Annotated in this window: 10 protein-coding genes; 4 read left to right on the top strand and 6 right to left on the bottom strand. The window is 36.2% G+C overall.

The genetic code is table 11. From position 1 onward, the window contains the following. The first annotated feature begins 21 nt into the window (after positions 1-21). The 4 genes from E0I61_RS00590 to E0I61_RS00575 all read left to right on the top strand — a co-directional run bounded on the left by E0I61_RS00590 (position 22) and on the right by E0I61_RS00575 (position 8,626). Positions 22-2,973, top strand: a complete 2,952-nt coding sequence (locus E0I61_RS00590; protein WP_131991359.1) for a SusC/RagA family TonB-linked outer membrane protein — start codon at positions 22-24, stop codon at positions 2,971-2,973. Positions 2,974-2,990: 17 nt separating this feature from the next. Beyond that, entirely contained in the window at positions 2,991-4,583 is a 1,593-nt protein-coding gene (locus tag E0I61_RS00585) for a RagB/SusD family nutrient uptake outer membrane protein (protein ID WP_132068711.1), read from the top strand. Positions 4,584-4,605: 22 nt separating this feature from the next. Further along, positions 4,606-5,673 (top strand): SusE domain-containing protein, encoded by a 1,068-nt coding sequence (locus E0I61_RS00580; RefSeq protein WP_132068709.1) that lies wholly within the window; start codon positions 4,606-4,608, stop codon positions 5,671-5,673. 64 nt (positions 5,674-5,737) lie between these two features. Next, a complete protein-coding gene (locus tag E0I61_RS00575) occupies positions 5,738-8,626 on the top strand; it encodes an alpha-amylase family glycosyl hydrolase (RefSeq protein WP_132068707.1) in 2,889 nt (962 codons plus the stop codon). A 114-nt stretch (positions 8,627-8,740) separates the two neighbouring features. Here the strand turns inward: E0I61_RS00575 and acs are convergent, their stop codons facing one another. From acs to E0I61_RS00540, 6 genes are all read right to left on the bottom strand, one after another. Next, positions 8,741-10,660 (bottom strand): acetate--CoA ligase, encoded by a 1,920-nt coding sequence (acs, locus tag E0I61_RS00570; protein WP_317126161.1) that lies wholly within the window; start codon positions 10,658-10,660, stop codon positions 8,741-8,743. 8 nt (positions 10,661-10,668) lie between these two features. Next, positions 10,669-12,576 carry an AMP-binding protein gene (locus tag E0I61_RS00565; protein ID WP_132068705.1) on the bottom strand — a complete coding sequence of 636 codons (1,908 nt, stop codon included), beginning with the start codon at positions 12,574-12,576 and terminating at the stop codon, positions 10,669-10,671. Continuing rightward, a complete protein-coding gene (locus tag E0I61_RS00560) occupies positions 12,573-12,956 on the bottom strand; it encodes a response regulator transcription factor (RefSeq protein WP_131991371.1) in 384 nt (127 codons plus the stop codon). The genes E0I61_RS00565 and E0I61_RS00560 overlap by 4 nt, the downstream gene beginning before the upstream one ends. A gap of 3 nt (positions 12,957-12,959) precedes the next feature. Continuing rightward, positions 12,960-15,665 carry an ATP-binding protein gene (locus E0I61_RS00555; protein WP_131991373.1) on the bottom strand — a complete coding sequence of 902 codons (2,706 nt, stop codon included), beginning with the start codon at positions 15,663-15,665 and terminating at the stop codon, positions 12,960-12,962. Positions 15,666-15,916: 251 nt separating this feature from the next. Next, entirely contained in the window at positions 15,917-16,144 is a 228-nt protein-coding gene (locus tag E0I61_RS00545) for a DUF6814 family protein (RefSeq protein WP_131991377.1), read from the bottom strand. Between the two features lie 10 nt (positions 16,145-16,154). Continuing rightward, entirely contained in the window at positions 16,155-17,690 is a 1,536-nt protein-coding gene (locus E0I61_RS00540; RefSeq protein ID WP_131991379.1) for an MFS transporter, read from the bottom strand. Positions 17,691-17,706 lie beyond the last annotated feature (16 nt).

Genomic DNA, 17,706 nt, shown 5'->3' with positions numbered 1-17,706 from the left:
AAATTAATTTAAACAAAAAGTATGAAAACAATTTATAAAAAGTTGTTAATTTTATTACTGCTACTCCCTTTTAGTATTCTGGCTCAGAATTCTGTAGGCGGAACTGTTCTTGATAAAGTGTCAGGACAGCCAATTCCGGGGGTAAATGTGAATGTGCAAGGTGCCGCTAATGGTGTTTCTACTGATTTTGATGGTAAATATCAGTTATCTAATGTTAAGAAAGGCGATAATATCGTATTTTCTTATATAGGATACAAAAATACGGTTGTTAACTACGATTCTCAAAAATCATTAAACGTTTCTTTAGAAGAAGATGCAAATCAATTAAAAGAAGTAGTGGTTCAGGTAGGATACGGAACAGTTAAGAAGAAAGACGCTACAGGTGCTGTAACCGTTTTGACAACTAAAGATTTTAATAAAGGGCCTGTAACTTCTGCGGATCAAATGATTCAAGGTAAAGTTGCCGGTTTGCAAATCATCAATGGTGGAGGTTCTCCGGGTGAAGGTGCTACAATTAGAATTAGAAGTGGATCTTCTTTGTCTGCAAACAATGATCCTTTATATGTAATTGATGGTATTCCTGTTGCTGCAGGGGGAATTACGGGTGGTAGAAATCCATTGTCTACGATCAATCAAAATAATATCGAATCTATTTCGGTATTGAAAGATGCTTCTGCAACTGCTATTTATGGTTCACGTGCATCCAATGGGGTAATTATCATTACTACTAAAAAAGGAAAAGCGGGTGAATTGAAAGTGAATTACAATGGTAACTTCCAAGTCTCAGAAATTGTTGATAAAGTTGATGCTTTAACAAGCACACAATTTAGAGCTTTTGTTAATGCTAATGGTACTCCTGCTCAACAAGCTTTAATGGGTACTGCAGATACAGATTGGCAAGACGAAATCTTTAGAACAGCTATTGGGACAGATCATAATATCGCATTGAGCGGAGGAGTGGACAATGTGGTGTACAGAGCTTCTGTAGGGTATACAAATTTAAATGGTATCCTGAAAAGAGATAACATGGAAAGATCAACTTTAGGGGTTAACGTTACAGGAAATTTCTTGGACAACCACTTAAAAATTGAAGCTAACAATAATACGTCTTTAATAAGAAATAATTATAGTAATCGTGGAGCTATAGGTGCTGCAATTAGTTATGATCCAACACAAAGAATCACAAGAGCTTCGGATGGTAATTATTACCAATGGTATACCTTAGTGAACGGAAAAGAAGGATTAAATCAATTGGCTGGTAGAAATCCACTATCATTAATTGAACAACAAAATAATTTCGGAACTTCATACAGAAGTATTGGAAATATCCAAACAGAATATAAAATGCATTTTTTACCGGAATTGAAAGCGGTTGCTAACTTTGGTTACGATCAGTTAAGCGGAAGATCTTATGGTAATACAGACGCTAATTATCTAAATGGACTTCCGGGTTCTGGATTCAATAATACGTATGAAAATACAAATTCAAGATTCAATAAATTAATGGATTTGTATTTAAACTACAACAAAAAAGTAGAGTCAATCAACACAGTTTTTGATGTTACTGGAGGATATTCATATCAGGATTTTAGGGATTCTAACGGTGGATCTTCTTATAATTTTGAGAATAAAACAACTGTTGATGTGGTCTCAGTACCTTCGCGTGTCAACTTGCAGTCATTTTTTGCAAGAACTAACATTTCTATAGCAGATAAATATTTATTAACTTTATCTTATAGACGTGACGGTACTTCAAGATTTACTGAATCTAACCGTTGGGCAAATTTCCCTGCTGTTGCTTTAGCTTGGAAATTGAATGAAGAAAATTTCTTAAAAGATGTGTCTAGTATTTCTACATTAAAACTTCGTGGAGGTTGGGGTATAACTGGACAACAGGATATTGGAGTAAGCTATCCTTCTATTCCATTGTATTTAGTGTCTAATAGTACAGCACAATACCAATTTGGAAGTACGTTTTATAACACATTTAGACCACAACCGTATAACAGTAATCTGAAATGGGAAGAAACTACAACAGTCAATGTGGGTCTTGATTATGGGTTTTTAAATAACAGAATCAATGGTAGCGTTGATTTATACAAGAGAGATACAGAAGATTTATTATTGTACACACAAAATCCTTCTTTCTTTGGATTCTCTAACTATGACAATTATAACATTGGAACCATAGAAAATAAAGGTATCGAATTGGCCGCTGAAGTAATACCGGTTAAAACAGATGATTTTGAATGGACTTTGGGAGGAAATGTAACTTTTCAAGATTCTAAAATCACTAAATTAACTACTGTGTTAGATAATACTCCTGGTATTAATGTAGGTGGTTATGAAGGAGCTACTGGAAATACGATTCAAAATCACCAAGTGGGGTATTCACCAAGTTCTTTTTACGTATACGAGCAAGCGTATGGAGCGGATGCAAAACCTATTGACGGTGTGTATATTGACAGAAATAAAGATGGTATTATTACAGAGCAAGATAAATACCGTTTTCATAAACCGGCTGCTGATGTTTTTTACGGTTTCAATACAAGTGTAACGTATAAGAATTTTGATATGGCAATGAACTGGAGAGGATCTTGGGGTAATTATAATTACAACAACGTAGATTCTAGTAAAGGTTCTTACCAAAACATATTATTAAGAGAAACTGATTTGTCTAACGGTGTTGCTAATATTTTGGAAACAGGTTTTACCACTCAGGATACAAAAAGATACGAGTCTGATTATTACATCCAAGATGCTTCTTTTATTCGATTAGACAATGTAAGTGTTGGGTATACTTTTAACCAAAAAGAAAATGCTTCGTCATTAGTTAAATTGACTTTATCAGCACAAAACGTTTTATTGTTTACTGATTATAGCGGTATAGATCCTGAAATTTCAGGAGGTATTGATAACAATTTGTACCCAAGACCAATTACTTTCACGTTAGGTTTAAACGTTAATTTCTAATACAAATAACAAGAAAAATGAAAAAGACACACATAAAATTATTGGGTATTTCTTTGTTACTGTTGGTGATGTTGTTCCCATCGTGTACAGATGATTTAAACCAAGCTCCAGAAAGTGCTAATGCCATTCCTGGGGAACAATTTTTTAGTACGCCAGAATCGTACAAGCAAAATCTTGCCAAATTATATGCTGGATTTGCTACATCTGGACAATCCGGACCTGCCGGTTCTGCGGATATTTCAGGAATAGATGAAGGAGAAAGTCAGTATATTAGAGGGCTTTGGTTAATGCAGGAACTAACAACTGATGAAGCAGTTATTGCCTGGAATGACGGGACAATAAAAGATTTACATTCGCAAACATGGACATCTTTGGATCGTTTTATTACGGCTACATTTGCCCGTTTCTCTTTTCAAATTGTAAACTGTAATGAGTTTTTAAGACAAACAACGGATGAAAAATTGGCAGCCAGAGGTATTGATGCCACTTTGAAAGCAGAAATTGCTACTTACAGAGCAGAAGCTCGTTTCTTGAGAGCGATGACGTATTGGCATTTAATTGATATGTTTGGCGGTGGTTCTTTAGTAACTGAAGAGTCTCCAAGTACTTTCTTCTACCCGGAATATGCTACAAGAGCAGAATTATACAAATTTGTTGATGAGGAATTAACAGCAATTACTCCATTATTGAAAACGCCAAAATCAAATGAGGCGTATCGTGTGGATCAGGCTGCTGCTTGGATGTTACAAGCTAAATTGTATATGAATGCTAAAGTATATATCGGTACTGATAATTATGCTGCTGCAGTTCCATTAATTACAAAAATTGTAGGATCAACCTATAAATTGCATACAAACTACAATCAATTGTTTTTTGCAGATAATGATAAGAACGGAGCTCAAAACGAATTTATTTTCGCTATCGCTTTTGATGGTCTTCATACTCAAACATATGGTGGGACAACTTTCTTAACGCATGCACCAGTGGGTGGTAGTATGAATGCAAGTGAATTTGGAATCAATGGTGGATGGGCTGGAATCAGAACAACTGCTGCGTTTGTTGATAAATTTGAAGCAAGTACAACTGATACACGTGGACAATTCTACACTAATGGACAAAGTAAAGAAATTAAAAACATCGGGTCTTTTACAGATGGATATGCTATTCAAAAGTTTAGAAACGTAGGTGTAAACGGAGTTCAAGGTTCAGATAAAGCCGGTAATTTTTCGGATTCAGATTTCCCTATCTTCCGTTTAGCAGATGCTTATTTAATGTATGCTGAATGTGCTGTTAGAGGTGCAGGAGCAAATCTAGTTACCGCTACAACTTACGTTAATGCGTTACGCACAAGAGCAAAAGGAAATGCAGTAAGTCAAGGGGATTTAAGCCTAAATTTCATTCTTGATGAAAGAGCTAAAGAATTACACTGGGAAGGACAAAGAAGAACTGATTTAGTTCGTTTTGGTAAATTTTCTGGAGGTGCTTACTTATGGCCATGGAAAGGTGGATCTGCCAGCGGATCTCCAACACAATCATTCAGAGATTTATTCCCAATTCCAGCTACAGCTTTAGCATCAAATAATAAATTACAACAAAACCCAGGATACTAAATAATTTAAAAAATTAATAAAAATGAAAAATATAACTAAATCAATAATTGCTTTATTTGCAGTAGTTGCTTTGTCATGCAGCGTTGAAGATGTTCAAGACAGACCCGTTATCGAAGGTATAGATTCTCCAGTTTTGACTGCTCCAACTACCGGTTCAGCCTATGTTTTAAAACCAGAAAATGCAGCTGCTCAAGCAGAACGTTTTACATGGAAATCAGCTAATTACGGCGGAGATGTTCAAGTGAATTATGTAGTTGAAATGGATGTTAAAGGAAATGAATTTAAAACACCTAAAGTAATAGGGAGTTCATTGCCTTCTGAAAATCAAGTTTCTGTTTCTGTAGAATCAATGAATGGAGCTGCATTGGCATTAAAAGCAACACCTTTTTCTCCTAAAGAATTTGAAGTAAGAGTTAAAGCAAGCGCTGGTACTTTAGCTGCAATGTATTCTAATGTAATTGGAATTGTTATTACATCTTATACTACTGAAAATCCTAAACTATGGGTTCCTGGTGGATATGCTGTTGCTTCTGGATATGCTAAAGATTGGGATCCTGCTTCATCTCCACAGCTTTCTGCTTCAGGATTTGGTAAGGTAGATTTTGAAGGGTATGTTAATTTTAATGATGCGAATGCAGAATATAAATTTACAAGTTTTCCAGAATGGAAAGGGGAATTTGCTGCTGGTGCTACAGCTGGTACAATAGCTCTTACTGGAGCTAATCTTAAAATACCTGCTGCAGGATATTACCAAATTGTAGTTGATACTGAAAAATTAACATACAAAGCGACAGCAACAGCTTGGGGGATCATTGGAAGTGCAACTGCTGGTGGATGGGATAATAGTACAGCAATGACTTATAATAAAACTACAAAACTATGGTCTGTAACTGCAACATTAACCGGAGCTGAATTTAAATTTAGAGCCAATAATGGTTGGGATATTAATCTTGGGAAGCTTAAAACTGCTCCAGATGGTTCTCACTTGGAATATGGTGGAGATAATATTGTTGTAACGGCTGGAACTTATACAATTACCTTGGATTTAAGTTCTCCTAGAAATTACAAATACACGATTACAAAAAATTAATATTTTTTTCAATAAAAAAAGGGCTATCTCATGGATAGCCCTTTTTTTATAAAACCAAATAGCTATGAAAAAAACTATACTTTTATTATTAATTTTCTGGTCACTAGTCTCTTCGGCTCAGCAGCAAACAGTAACCAGCACTATAAGTCCTAACCCCTTTGAGGAAACAACATCAATTACTTTAACTATTGCTGGAAGTAGTGTAAATGAAGCAAGTTGGGGAATTACGGATCATTCTTTATATTTATGGACTTGGTCTTTAGATATCAATGATGCTAACAGCCTTGACTGTCCAACAAATGGTTCATGGACCGCTTCTAACGAGGCAAACAAATTTACTTACAATTCAGCCTCAGACACCTATGCTAAAACATTTACTCCAAATACCTTTTATAATAGAACTGGAATAGGTAAAATAGGGTTTCTTATTAAAGCAAAGGATGGAACTGGAGATAAAAAATCGCAAGATAATTTTGTTGAAGTTGGCGCTTATCAAGTTACTTTGACGACTCCAGCTGAAAATAGTTCAACAATTGTTACTTCTGGTGGGAGTTTGAATATTTCAGCTGCTAATACCGGTGGAAATGCCAGTTATGTATTGAAAGCAAACGGTACAAATTTGAATACAAATGCTGCTGCTTCAAGTTATTCGTATACTCATGCCAATATTGTCGGGAATCAAAATTACGAACTGCAGGTTACTCAAGGAATCACATTGATTACTAAAAAGTTCAGTGCAATTGTTAATCCGGGTACTATTAATGAAGCGATGTCTGCGGGATTATTGGACGGAATCAATTACAATACGGGTGATGCGACAAAAGCGACTCTAGTGCTGGATGCGCCATTCAAAGATTTTGTTTATGTAGCAGGAAGTTTCAATAGTTGGCAGCCTACGGCTTCTTATGCAATGAAAAAAGATCCTGTTTCTGGTAAGTTTTGGTTGGAATTAACCGGATTAGTGTCAGGTACAAATTACACCTACCAATATTGGGTTGTTGATGCAACACCTCTTGCAGGGACACCATCTTTAGTGAAAACTGCCGATCCATATTCGACACTTGTTTTATCTCCTTATGATGACCCTAATATTCCGGCTTCTACCTATCCAAATCTACCGGTTTATCCAGCAGGTCAGGAACGTGAAGTGACGGTATTACAAACTGGGAAAGCACCTTATGCATGGAGTAGTGCCACCACCAATTTTGTTAAACCCGCTAAAGAAAAACTAGTAGTTTATGAATTGTTGGTTCGCGATTTTGATGCCAATAGAAGCTATCAAAATTTGATTGACAAAATCGATTATTTTAAAAATTTGAAAATAAACGCCATTGAATTAATGCCTGTAATGGAATTTGAAGGCAACGAAAGTTGGGGTTATAATACCTCTTTCCATATGGCTTTGGATAAATTCTATGGGACTTCGGATAAGTTAAAGGAGTTTGTGGATTTATGCCATCAAAACGGAATTGCCGTTATTCTTGATGTGGCGTTGAACCATGCTTTTGGAAGAAATCCAATGGTTCGTATGTGGATGAACGATGCTGATGGTGATGGTTGGGGTTCTCCTTCAACTGAAAATCCATACTTCAATACAACGGCAATGCATAGTTATAGTGTAGGGGAAGATTTTAATCATCAACAGGCCAGAACACAGAATTACGTAAAAAGAGTGGTTAAACAATGGGTAGAAGAATATAAAATTGACGGATTGCGTTGGGATTTAACCAAAGGATTTACTCAGAATTGTCCGTCTAATGTTGCTGGTGGTCAGGATGCCTGTACTGGTGTTAAACAACAAGATCGTGTAGATGTTTTGAAAGCTTATGCCGATTATTCTTGGGGTTTAGATCCAACTCATTATGCTATTTTTGAACACTTAGGGAATGATGATGAAGAACAACTTTGGGCCAATTATAGAATTAATGAAACGCCAAGTAAAGGAATTATGATGTGGGGAATAATGACCAGTCAATACAATGAATTGTCTATGGGGTATCCCGGTAATATTTCTCGAATAAACAGTACCAGCAGAGGTTTTACCGCAAATAGACTGATGGGGTATGCTGAAAGTCATGATGAGGAACGCTTGATGTATAAAAATTTACAATTTGGGAATAGTACAAATCCTGCCCATAATGTAAAAACACTAAATGTAGCTTTGTCTAGAATGTCAGCAATTGGAGCAGTTTCTTTATTGGTTCCTGGACCAAAGATGATTTGGCATTTTGGGGAGTTAGGTTGGGAAAATTCTATTTTTGCTTGTAATAATGGAACGGTAAACACTTCGTCAGATGCAACATCTGGGGATTGTAAATTAGATACCAAACAGCAACCACAATGGGTGAGTAATTGGCTTGGAGATAGCAATAGAAGTAAAATTTACAACGATTGGGCCAAAATGATTACGATGAAAGCTGTAGAGCCTGTTTTTTCTGGAACTGCAACCATGTCGAATACAAGTTCTTTGTATCCAAATATCAAAATTACCAATAGTGCTTTGGCGTCAAGCCAACTTAAAGATGTTTTAATCTTGGCTAATTTTAATGTAACCGCACAAAATGTAGCGACTGGATTTCCTTACACTGGAGAGTGGTACAATTTGATGGATAATACAACAATTACGGTGACTAATGTAAATGATCCAATAACAATTCCGGCAGGTGAATACCGAATCTATGGAAACAAAACGGCGGCTTTGGCAATAGTTGACTATGAAAAAACGCCAAGTGCTTTGTTGTATCCAAATCCGGCTTCCATTTATTTTACTTTAAATACTGTGACTTCTAAAGTTCAAATTTTTTCTATAACTGGACAATTGGTGAAAACTTTTGATGCAAATCAATCCGAAGGACATCAATTTATAATTAGTGAGTTGAATCAAGGGCTTTATATAGTAAAAGCGTATGATGAGAATAATGGGGTTGAGGTATTGAAGTTCATTAAGGAATAATACGGTTTGTTTGTTTTAAGTGTAAAAAAGGCTGTCTGTAAAATTACAGCCTTTTTTATACAAAAAAACTGCTCCATAAATGAAGCAGTTTCCAATAATGATTAAAACTAAAATCTAAATTTTACCATCTTTGATTTCTTCCACAATTTCAGGATTCAATAATGTTGAGATGTCACCAAAATTAGAATAGTCCCCTTCGGCAATCTTACGCAAAATTCTACGCATGATTTTTCCGGAACGTGTTTTAGGTAAACCGGAAACAAACTGAATTTTGTCGAGCTTAGCAATCGGTCCTATGTGATCGGATATGTGTTGGTTAATCTCTTTACTAAGATTTTCTCTGTCACGATATTCTCCTGTTTCTTTTAGAATTACAAAACCATACAGAGCATTCCCTTTGATGTCATGTGGGAAACCTACAATAGCACTTTCGGCAACTGCCGGATGCTCATTGATGGCATCTTCTATCGGTGCAGTGCCCAGATTGTGTCCTGAAACGATAACTACATCGTCTACACGGCCCGTAATTCTATAATATCCTACTTCATCACGCAAAGCACCATCACCAGTAAAATATTTGCCTGGGAAGGTAGAAAAATAGGTGTCTTTATAACGCTGGTGATCGCCCCAAATGGTTCTGGCAATTCCCGGCCAAGGAAACTTTATACACAAACTTCCGGTAACTTGATTGCCTTCAATTTCGTTGCGCTTTTCATCCATCAAAACGGGTTGGATTCCTGGCAACGGTAACGAAGCGTATGTTGGTTTTGTTGGGGTTACAAAAGCAATTGGTGAAATCATAATTCCTCCGGTTTCCGTTTGCCACCAGGTATCTACCACAGGGCATTTTTTATCTCCTACGTGGTTGTTGTACCAATGCCAAGCTTCTTCATTGATAGGTTCTCCCACGGATCCAATCACTTTTAAAGAAGTTAATTGGTAGCGTTGTACGTATTCGATGCTTTCTTTTGCCAAGGCTCTAATGGCTGTTGGAGCGGTGTAAAACTGGGTGACTTTGTGCTTTTCGATCGTTTGCCAAAAACGACTAAAATCAGGATAGGAGGGAACGCCTTCAAAAATTACAGTTGTAGCTCCATTCAATAACGGTCCATAAAGGATGTAGGAATGTCCGGTAATCCAACCGATATCAGCGGTACACCAAAAAATATCATTGTCTTCATAATTAAAAACGTTCTTAAACGTATAAGCGGTATATACCATATAACCGGCTGTGGTATGTACCATTCCTTTTGGTTTTCCGGTTGAACCGGAAGTGTAAAGGATGAATAATGGATCTTCCGCATCCATTATTTCTGCCACATTATTGTCTGATGCTTTGTCCAAAAGAGGTTGTAGCCATTGGTCACGACCTTCTTTCATATTGATCTCTGAGTTGATTCTTTTGGCAACTAAAACGTTCTCTACACAAGGACAATTTACCAGCGCATCATCAACGATACTTTTTAAATCGATCGTTTTGTTACCGCGATATCCACCATCAGAGGTGATGACCATTTTACATTCGCTATCATTTATTCTTGCAGTTACTGCCGAAGCAGAGAAGCCTGCAAAAACAACCGAATGGATGGCTCCAATTCTGGCACAAGCCAAAGTTGTAATGGCCAATTCAGGAATCATTGGTAAATAAATACAAACACGATCTCCTTTTTTTATGCCTTGGTCACGTAATACGTTGGCCATTTTACAAACACGTTGGTGTAATTCATTGTAAGAAATATGTAAAGCTTCTTCCTTTGGGTCATTCGGCTCAAAGATGATAGCCGTTTTATCACCTTTTTTGGCAAGATGTCTGTCGATACAGTTTTTTGTAATATTAACTTTAGCTTCAGTAAACCATTTTATTTCAGCTTCCCCCATATTAAAATCGACTACTTTATCCCATTGTTGGTACCAAGTAAAATTTTCGGAAGCAATTTTGTCCCAAAATTTTCTAGGCTCACGTACTGATTTTTTGTATTCTTTAAAGTATTCTTCTAAGGTGTTAATTTTATAGCGACTCATAATGTTATTGATAAATTTAGTTATTCTTGTTTTTTATTATAAATACCGATTTCATATTTCTTTAAAACCATGGCAATTTCGCCTACAATGTTCTCATCGTCAATTGTTGAAGGAATTTGAAAATCGGTGCCATCGGCGATACTACGCATTAATTTTCGGAGCGTTTTTCCGGAACGCGTTTTTGGTAATCGCTGTACTATGACTGCATTTCTTAAGGAAGCTACAGCCCCAATTTGGTGTCGGACTAGTTTAATAATTTCTTGTTCTAATTGATAATGTTCGATTTCATCTCCTAATTTGATTACTATCAATGCCAAAGGAACTTGCCCTTTTAGCTCATCATGGATTCCAATAACAGCACACTCAGCAACGGATTGGTGAGAAGCAACTACTTCTTCCATCTCTGCTGTTGATAAGCGATGTCCTGCAACATTAATTACATCGTCAGTTCTTCCGGTGATGAAAATATAACCGTCTTCATCTTTATAACCACCGTCGCCAGAAAGATAATACCCATCAAATTTACTGAAGTAACTGGCTTTGAAACGGGCTTCATTTTCCCAAATCCCCAACATATTCCCTGGAGGTAATGGCAGTTTTACAACGACCAAACCTTCTTCATTTGCTTTTAATTCCTCTCCATTTTCATTAAAAATCCGAATGTCATACCCACAAACTGCTTTTGTTGCTGAACCGGATTTGACGGGCATTTTTTCAATACCAAGTGAATTGGCAATCATTGGCCAGCCAGATTCGGTTTGCCACCAGTGGTCAATTACCGGGATAGGAATGTGCTGTTGGTACCATTCTAACGTGGCATTATCACAACGTTCTCCCGCCAAGAATTGATTTTTAAGATGGCTTAAATCATATTGTTTGATAAATGTTCCTTCTGGATCTTCTTTCTTGATGGCTCGAATGGCGGTTGGAGCCGTAAACATGGTGCCTACTTTATGCTCTGATATTATTCTCCAAAACGTACTCGCATCCGGTGTTTTTATGGGCTTGCCTTCAAAAATTATAGTGGTATTTCGATTCAATAAAGGTCCATAAAGAATGTAGCTGTGGCCAACTGCCCAGCCCATATCTGAAGCAGCCCAAAAAGTCTCGTCTTCTTTTACATTGTATATATGTTTCATGGAAAATTTTAACGCCACTGCATAACCACCGGTATCTCTTACAATTCCTTTTGGTTTACCCGTAGTGCCTGATGTGTATAAAATATACAGCGGATGATTGGAATGCAAAGGAACACAAGGCGTTTCTTCGGAACCGTAAACCAATGCGTCATAATCTACATCATACTTTTTAAACGGAATTCTAGCACCTAATTTTCGATTGAAAACAATTACTTTTTTTGGTCGGTGTGAAGCAAGTGCAATGGCTTCGTCTACTAAAGGTTTGTACGCAATTAATCGATCAACTTCGATCCCTGAGGAAGCTGTAATAATTGCTCGAGGTTTGCAATCATCGATTCGAATGGCCAATTCATGCGGTGCAAAACCACCAAAAACAACCGAATGAATCACCCCAATTCTGGCACAAGCCAGCATGGCAAATGCAGTTTGAGGAATCATTGGCATATAAATAATTGCAGTATCTCCTTTTTTTAATCCTAGTGATTGCATGCCTCCAGCCAATTTTGCAACTTCGATTTTTACTTCCGAAAAAGTATATTTTTTGATGATTTGTGTTACCGGAGAATCATAAATAATGGCAATCTGATCACCATAACCGTCTTGAATGTGTTTGTCTAATGCAAGATAACAAATGTTTAATTCACCATCTTTATACCACAGCGGATAGCCGTTTTCATCTTTCGACAAAATCGTTTCCGGTTTACTGTACCACTCAATTTCATCGGCCTGCGCAGCCCAAAATGCTTCCGGTTGGTCGATGCTTCGGGTGTAAATTTCTTCGTATTTCATGGTGTTGAATGGGTTCCTTGATGAATTAAATCCTGTACTTGTTCTACTAATTTTTTGATTGAAAAGGGTTTGACCACATATAAATTGGCGCCTAATGAAAGTCCTTTTTCAATGTCTTTTTCTTTGTTTTTTGCCGATAGGAAAATGACTTTGCAATGCCGCAGTCGTTCGTCTTTTTTTATCTGTTCCAATGTGGCAAAACCGTCAACCATGGGCATCATCACATCCAGAATAATCACATCGGGTAGTTGGTTTTTCAAAATATCTAATGCTTCTTGACCATCTCGTGCTATGAAAACTTCAAAATTGTTTTTTTTGAAAGTATATTCCAGTGACATTACAATGTTTGGCTCGTCATCTACTATTAAAATTTTCTTCATTTTTTAACTGTTTACGGTTGTATTATAGTTGGGCAGCCTAAAGATAAAAGTGGCTCCCTCCGCGATATTTTCTTCTGCCCAAATTTTACCTTTATGATGTTCAATTATTTGTTTGCAAATAGCTAAACCTAATCCACTTCCTATTGGTTTTTTAATATTTTGATTTCTGGACTGATAGAATTTATCAAAAATCGCTTCGGCATCTTCTTTTTTAATTATTTTACCGTTGTTGTGAATTTTGACTTCAATATTGGTTTCATTTTCAAGGATTGTAAGGACTATTTTTCCATTAGTTTCCGAACAAAATTTTATTGCATTCGACAATAAATTATGAATCACTTGGATAATTCGTTCTTCATCATAAAAAGCTCTTATTTCTTTGTTCGAAGTGTCGAATTCAACATTTATATTTTTGTTTTTAATCAATTGATTCAAGGAATCTAACGTGTTTTTAATGGTTTTTGTAATGTTGTTTTTAGACAAATAAATTTTTTGTTTTCCGGTTTCAAATTTTTCTAAATCCAGAATTTTATCAATCAAACGGTTCAAACGATCTGACTCGGATATGATGTTTTGTAAAAACTGTTTTCTCAGTTCTTCCGGAATGTCATCATCATCGTGAAGAATTTCACTTGCGGCACGAATAGCCGTAATCGGGGTTCTCAATTCATGGGTAACCGTGTCCAGAAATTCATCTTTTTGAATGTCTTTGTTGACCAGTTCCTGATTGGCATTTTTTAACTGTTCGGATATTTTTTTTAATTCATTCGAAGTGTCTGTCAACTTCTTGTTGATAATGATATTTTCTTTGGATTCCTCCAAAATTCGCAACACTTCGGGTAAACTAATTTTATCTTCTTTGACTACGCTCGAGATTAATATTTTGGCGGAAGCCGTACCAATGTGTCCCGTCAATAAATTTTCGGCAAATTTTATAAATCGGGCGTCAGCGGTAGTGATATTTTTATCAATATTGTATTTTAAATTGAAAATAGTAAGCGCTCGTTTTGTTCTTTCTTCGCCTAGAAATCGTTGCAACACTTTTTGAATATCGGAAATGTAAGCCGTTCCTTTCCATACAAAAGCATTTTCGTGATTGGTAATGTATTTGTCAATATCTACAAACATTTCGGCATAATTGCGTTCTCTGTAATTTCCTTTGAAACTTACGGAAACGGCCAAATAACTCATCAAATTGATTAATAAACTCCAAAAAACAGCATGTGGTATGGGTTCTAAATAATCCAATCCAAAAAGTTGAAAAGGTTTTAGTAATTCAATTCCCCAAGGTCCTTCTTGAATGAACAGGCTTGTTGATTCAGTAATCCCAACGGCGTAGGGAATTAAAAGCGTATAAAAACAAGTTAAAAAACCAAGAATAATTCCAGTTACAGCACCGTTTTTTGAACCTCTTTTCCAGAATATGGCGCCAAAAAAAGAAGGGGCTAATTGCGCTATAACTACAAAGGCAACCAGTCCTATGGAAACCAAAGAATAGTCGAGAATGAAAATCCGGTATATGGCATATGCCAAAATAATGAGTGAAAAAATTCCTATTTTTCTGCTAATCAAGATTCGTTTGTTGTTTTTTTCTTGTGAATAATTTTGTAGCGAACCAATGAATCCATAAGGAATTAATAAGTTGTTACTCAGCATGGTTGCCAGTGCAATCGAGGAAACGATAATCATGGATATGGCTGCCGAAAACCCGCCTAGAAACACTAAAACGGTTAGTGTATTATTGTTGAAATATTGTGGGATCAATAAAGAATACGTGTCTGAATTGAGTCCTTGTCCCTCAAAAAGAATATTTCCTCCCCAGGCAATTGGGAAAACAAAAATGTTAAAAAGCAATAAATACAGAGGAAAAAGCCACATTGCTGTTCGGATATGGCTTTCTTTATTATTTTCAACAATGGCAGTGTGAAACTGTCTAGGCAAAAGAAAAATGGCAAACATGGACAGCACACAAAGAAAAAACCAGTTAATTCCTTTAGTGATGCCGCCAATAGTATTCTTTTTGTCGAAATTTTCAAGTACGGCCGCTTTTTGATAGATATCGTCAAATCCATCAAATACAAAGAAAGTTACGTAGATACCAATCATTACAAAGAAAACTAGCTTTAAGATGGATTCCATTGCCACAGCAGTTACGATTCCGCGCCTTTTTTCGGAAGCGTCTACATAACGTGTCCCATAATACGAAGCAAATAATGCTAATGCAATACAAACGTAAGTAGTAGTATCTGTAAAAATATTTTCGCTCGATTGGGTTTTACTAACAATATGAAAAGTGTCTGAAATCGATTTTAGTTGTAAAGAAATATAAGGGACTATTCCAAAAACACAAACCATAGTTACTAATGCTCCTAGAAATCTGCTGTTTCCGTATCGTAAAGAAATAAAATCTGCAATACTTGAGATTTTATTTACTCTCGAAATTCGGATAATTCTCTTCAGGATTATCATCCAGGTGGGTATAATAATTATGGGCCCTAAATAAATAGGCAAATAACCCAATCCTGTTTCTGCAGCTACACCTATGCTACCATAGTAGGTCCAGGCAGTACAATAAACAGCTAATGAGAAGGAATAGATATAAGGATTGTTTGTCCATTTAGAGTGTTTCCTTTTTTCGGACCAATGCGCTATGTAAAATAGAATCGAGACATAGAGTGCCAAAATCAATAAAAGCCATATACTATTCATAATACCTTTTTATGATTATGTAGGTAATAGCAATTGAAAACAGCCATGCCGAAAAAATGTAGAGGTATATTATTGGGAAACCAAAAAGAGGTTTGGAACTGTCAAATAATAGCAAAAGTGGAATGTTCAATCCTAATAGAATTAGCACTGAAAGAATAACCAGCTTTTGTTCATGTCTTTTTTTCATTGTAAAAAAAAATAAACAATCTCTACAAATGAATGTAGAGATTGTTTTTTTGGTATTGATTTAATTAATTGTTTTTTTCATCGTAATCTCCCATCAAGGCATAATACCCAAAGGTGCCTAATCCTAGAACGATTAATGGTGTGAGTATGAACAGGATAATAATTCCAAATACTAAATCCTCTTGTTTGCCTGACATAAATTTTGGTAATCCAAAAGTAAAGATGCAAAAATAGGCTGCAGCAACTGCTAATGCTATCCAAACTAATCCTAAAATTCTTTTTATTTGATTCATAGTTGTTTTTTTAAATGTGAGTGTTTTTGTCTTTATTTTTAATGTAAACCATTCCAATCACAAAACAGATTGAAGCAATAACTATAGGATACCATAGCCCTTCGAGATAAAATTCTGGATTCCCTGCTTCTTTTGCATTGATAACAAAATAAGTTGAAATAGCAGGAAGTAATCCCCCAAAAATTCCATTTCCTACGTGATATGGCAATGACATAGAAGTATATCTAATTTTAACTGGGAACATTTCAACTAAGAATGCTGCAATTGGCCCGTAAACCATAGTTACAAATAATACTTGTATGAATACTAAAAAGATTAAAGCCCATTTATCGGCAGTGTTGATTTTAATTGTTGTTTTGGTTTCAACTTTTGCTTTGCCATCTACAACCATAGCTTTGCCATTCTCTAAAGATACGGTTTTCACTTCCAGCAAAGTAGTTCCATCTGCAAACTCTTTGTTTGTAGTGTAGATAGAGTCCATCGTTTGCTTTTTGTTTTCTTTCAACTCAGCAACTAGAGTCGTTTTTTCTACCATTTCAGTTTTATTTGCTACTGATGTGGTTTCGTACATGCTTTTGTAAATAGGTCTGTATAATAGGATAGCTAGTAACATTCCGCCCATCATAATGTATTTTCTCCCTACCTTATCACTCAACCAACCAAAAAGGATAAAAAATGGTGTGCCAAGGATTAATGCAATTCCAAGTAAAGTATCGACTTGTGATGAGTCAATAGACATTACCGTTTTCATGAAATTCATAGCGTAAAATTGACCAGTATACCAAACAACTCCTTGACCCATTGTGGCTCCAAATAAAGCTAACAAGACAAATTTCAAATTGTAACGGTTTCCAAAACTTTCTTTCAATGGATTCGTACTTGTTTTTCCTTCCGCTTTTGCTTTAGCGAAAACAGGAGATTCATCCATGTTTTTTCGAATCAAATACGAAACAAATACCATGATAATAGAAACCCAAAACGGAACTCTCCATCCCCATGCGTCAAACTGTTCCGGAGTAAGAATATTTCTTGTGGCTAAAATAACCATCAAAGAAATAAATAATCCAACAGTTGCAGTAGTTTGTATCCAAGAAGTCCAATACCCTCTTTGTCCCACTGGTGCGTGCTCGGCCACATACGTTGCGGCTCCGCCATATTCGCCACCCAGCGCAAGACCCTGAAGCAAACGAAGAATTAAGACTAATAAAGGTGCCATAAACCCAATGGTTTCATAGCTCGGAATACAACCAATCAAGAACGTGGCTCCTCCCATTAACAATAAAGTGACCATGAAGGTGTATTTCCTCCCAATTAAATCGCCTAATCTTCCGAAGAAAAGGGCTCCAAACGGACGCACTACAAACCCAGCTGCGAATGTTGCCAATGTAGATAAGAAAGCTGCAGTAGGATTGTCTGACGGAAAAAATTTGGTTGAAATTACAACTGCCAAACTTCCAAAGATGTAGAAATCATACCATTCGATCATTGTGCCCATTGAGGAGGCCGAGATGACTTTCCAAATTCCTTTTGTTGATTTAGTACTCATATAATTATACTTTTAA

The sequence above is a fragment of the Flavobacterium ranwuense genome, assembly GCF_004349315.1.
Classification (GTDB): Bacteria; Bacteroidota; Bacteroidia; order Flavobacteriales; family Flavobacteriaceae; genus Flavobacterium; species Flavobacterium ranwuense.
This window is presented reverse-complemented; position numbering and strand designations above follow the sequence as displayed.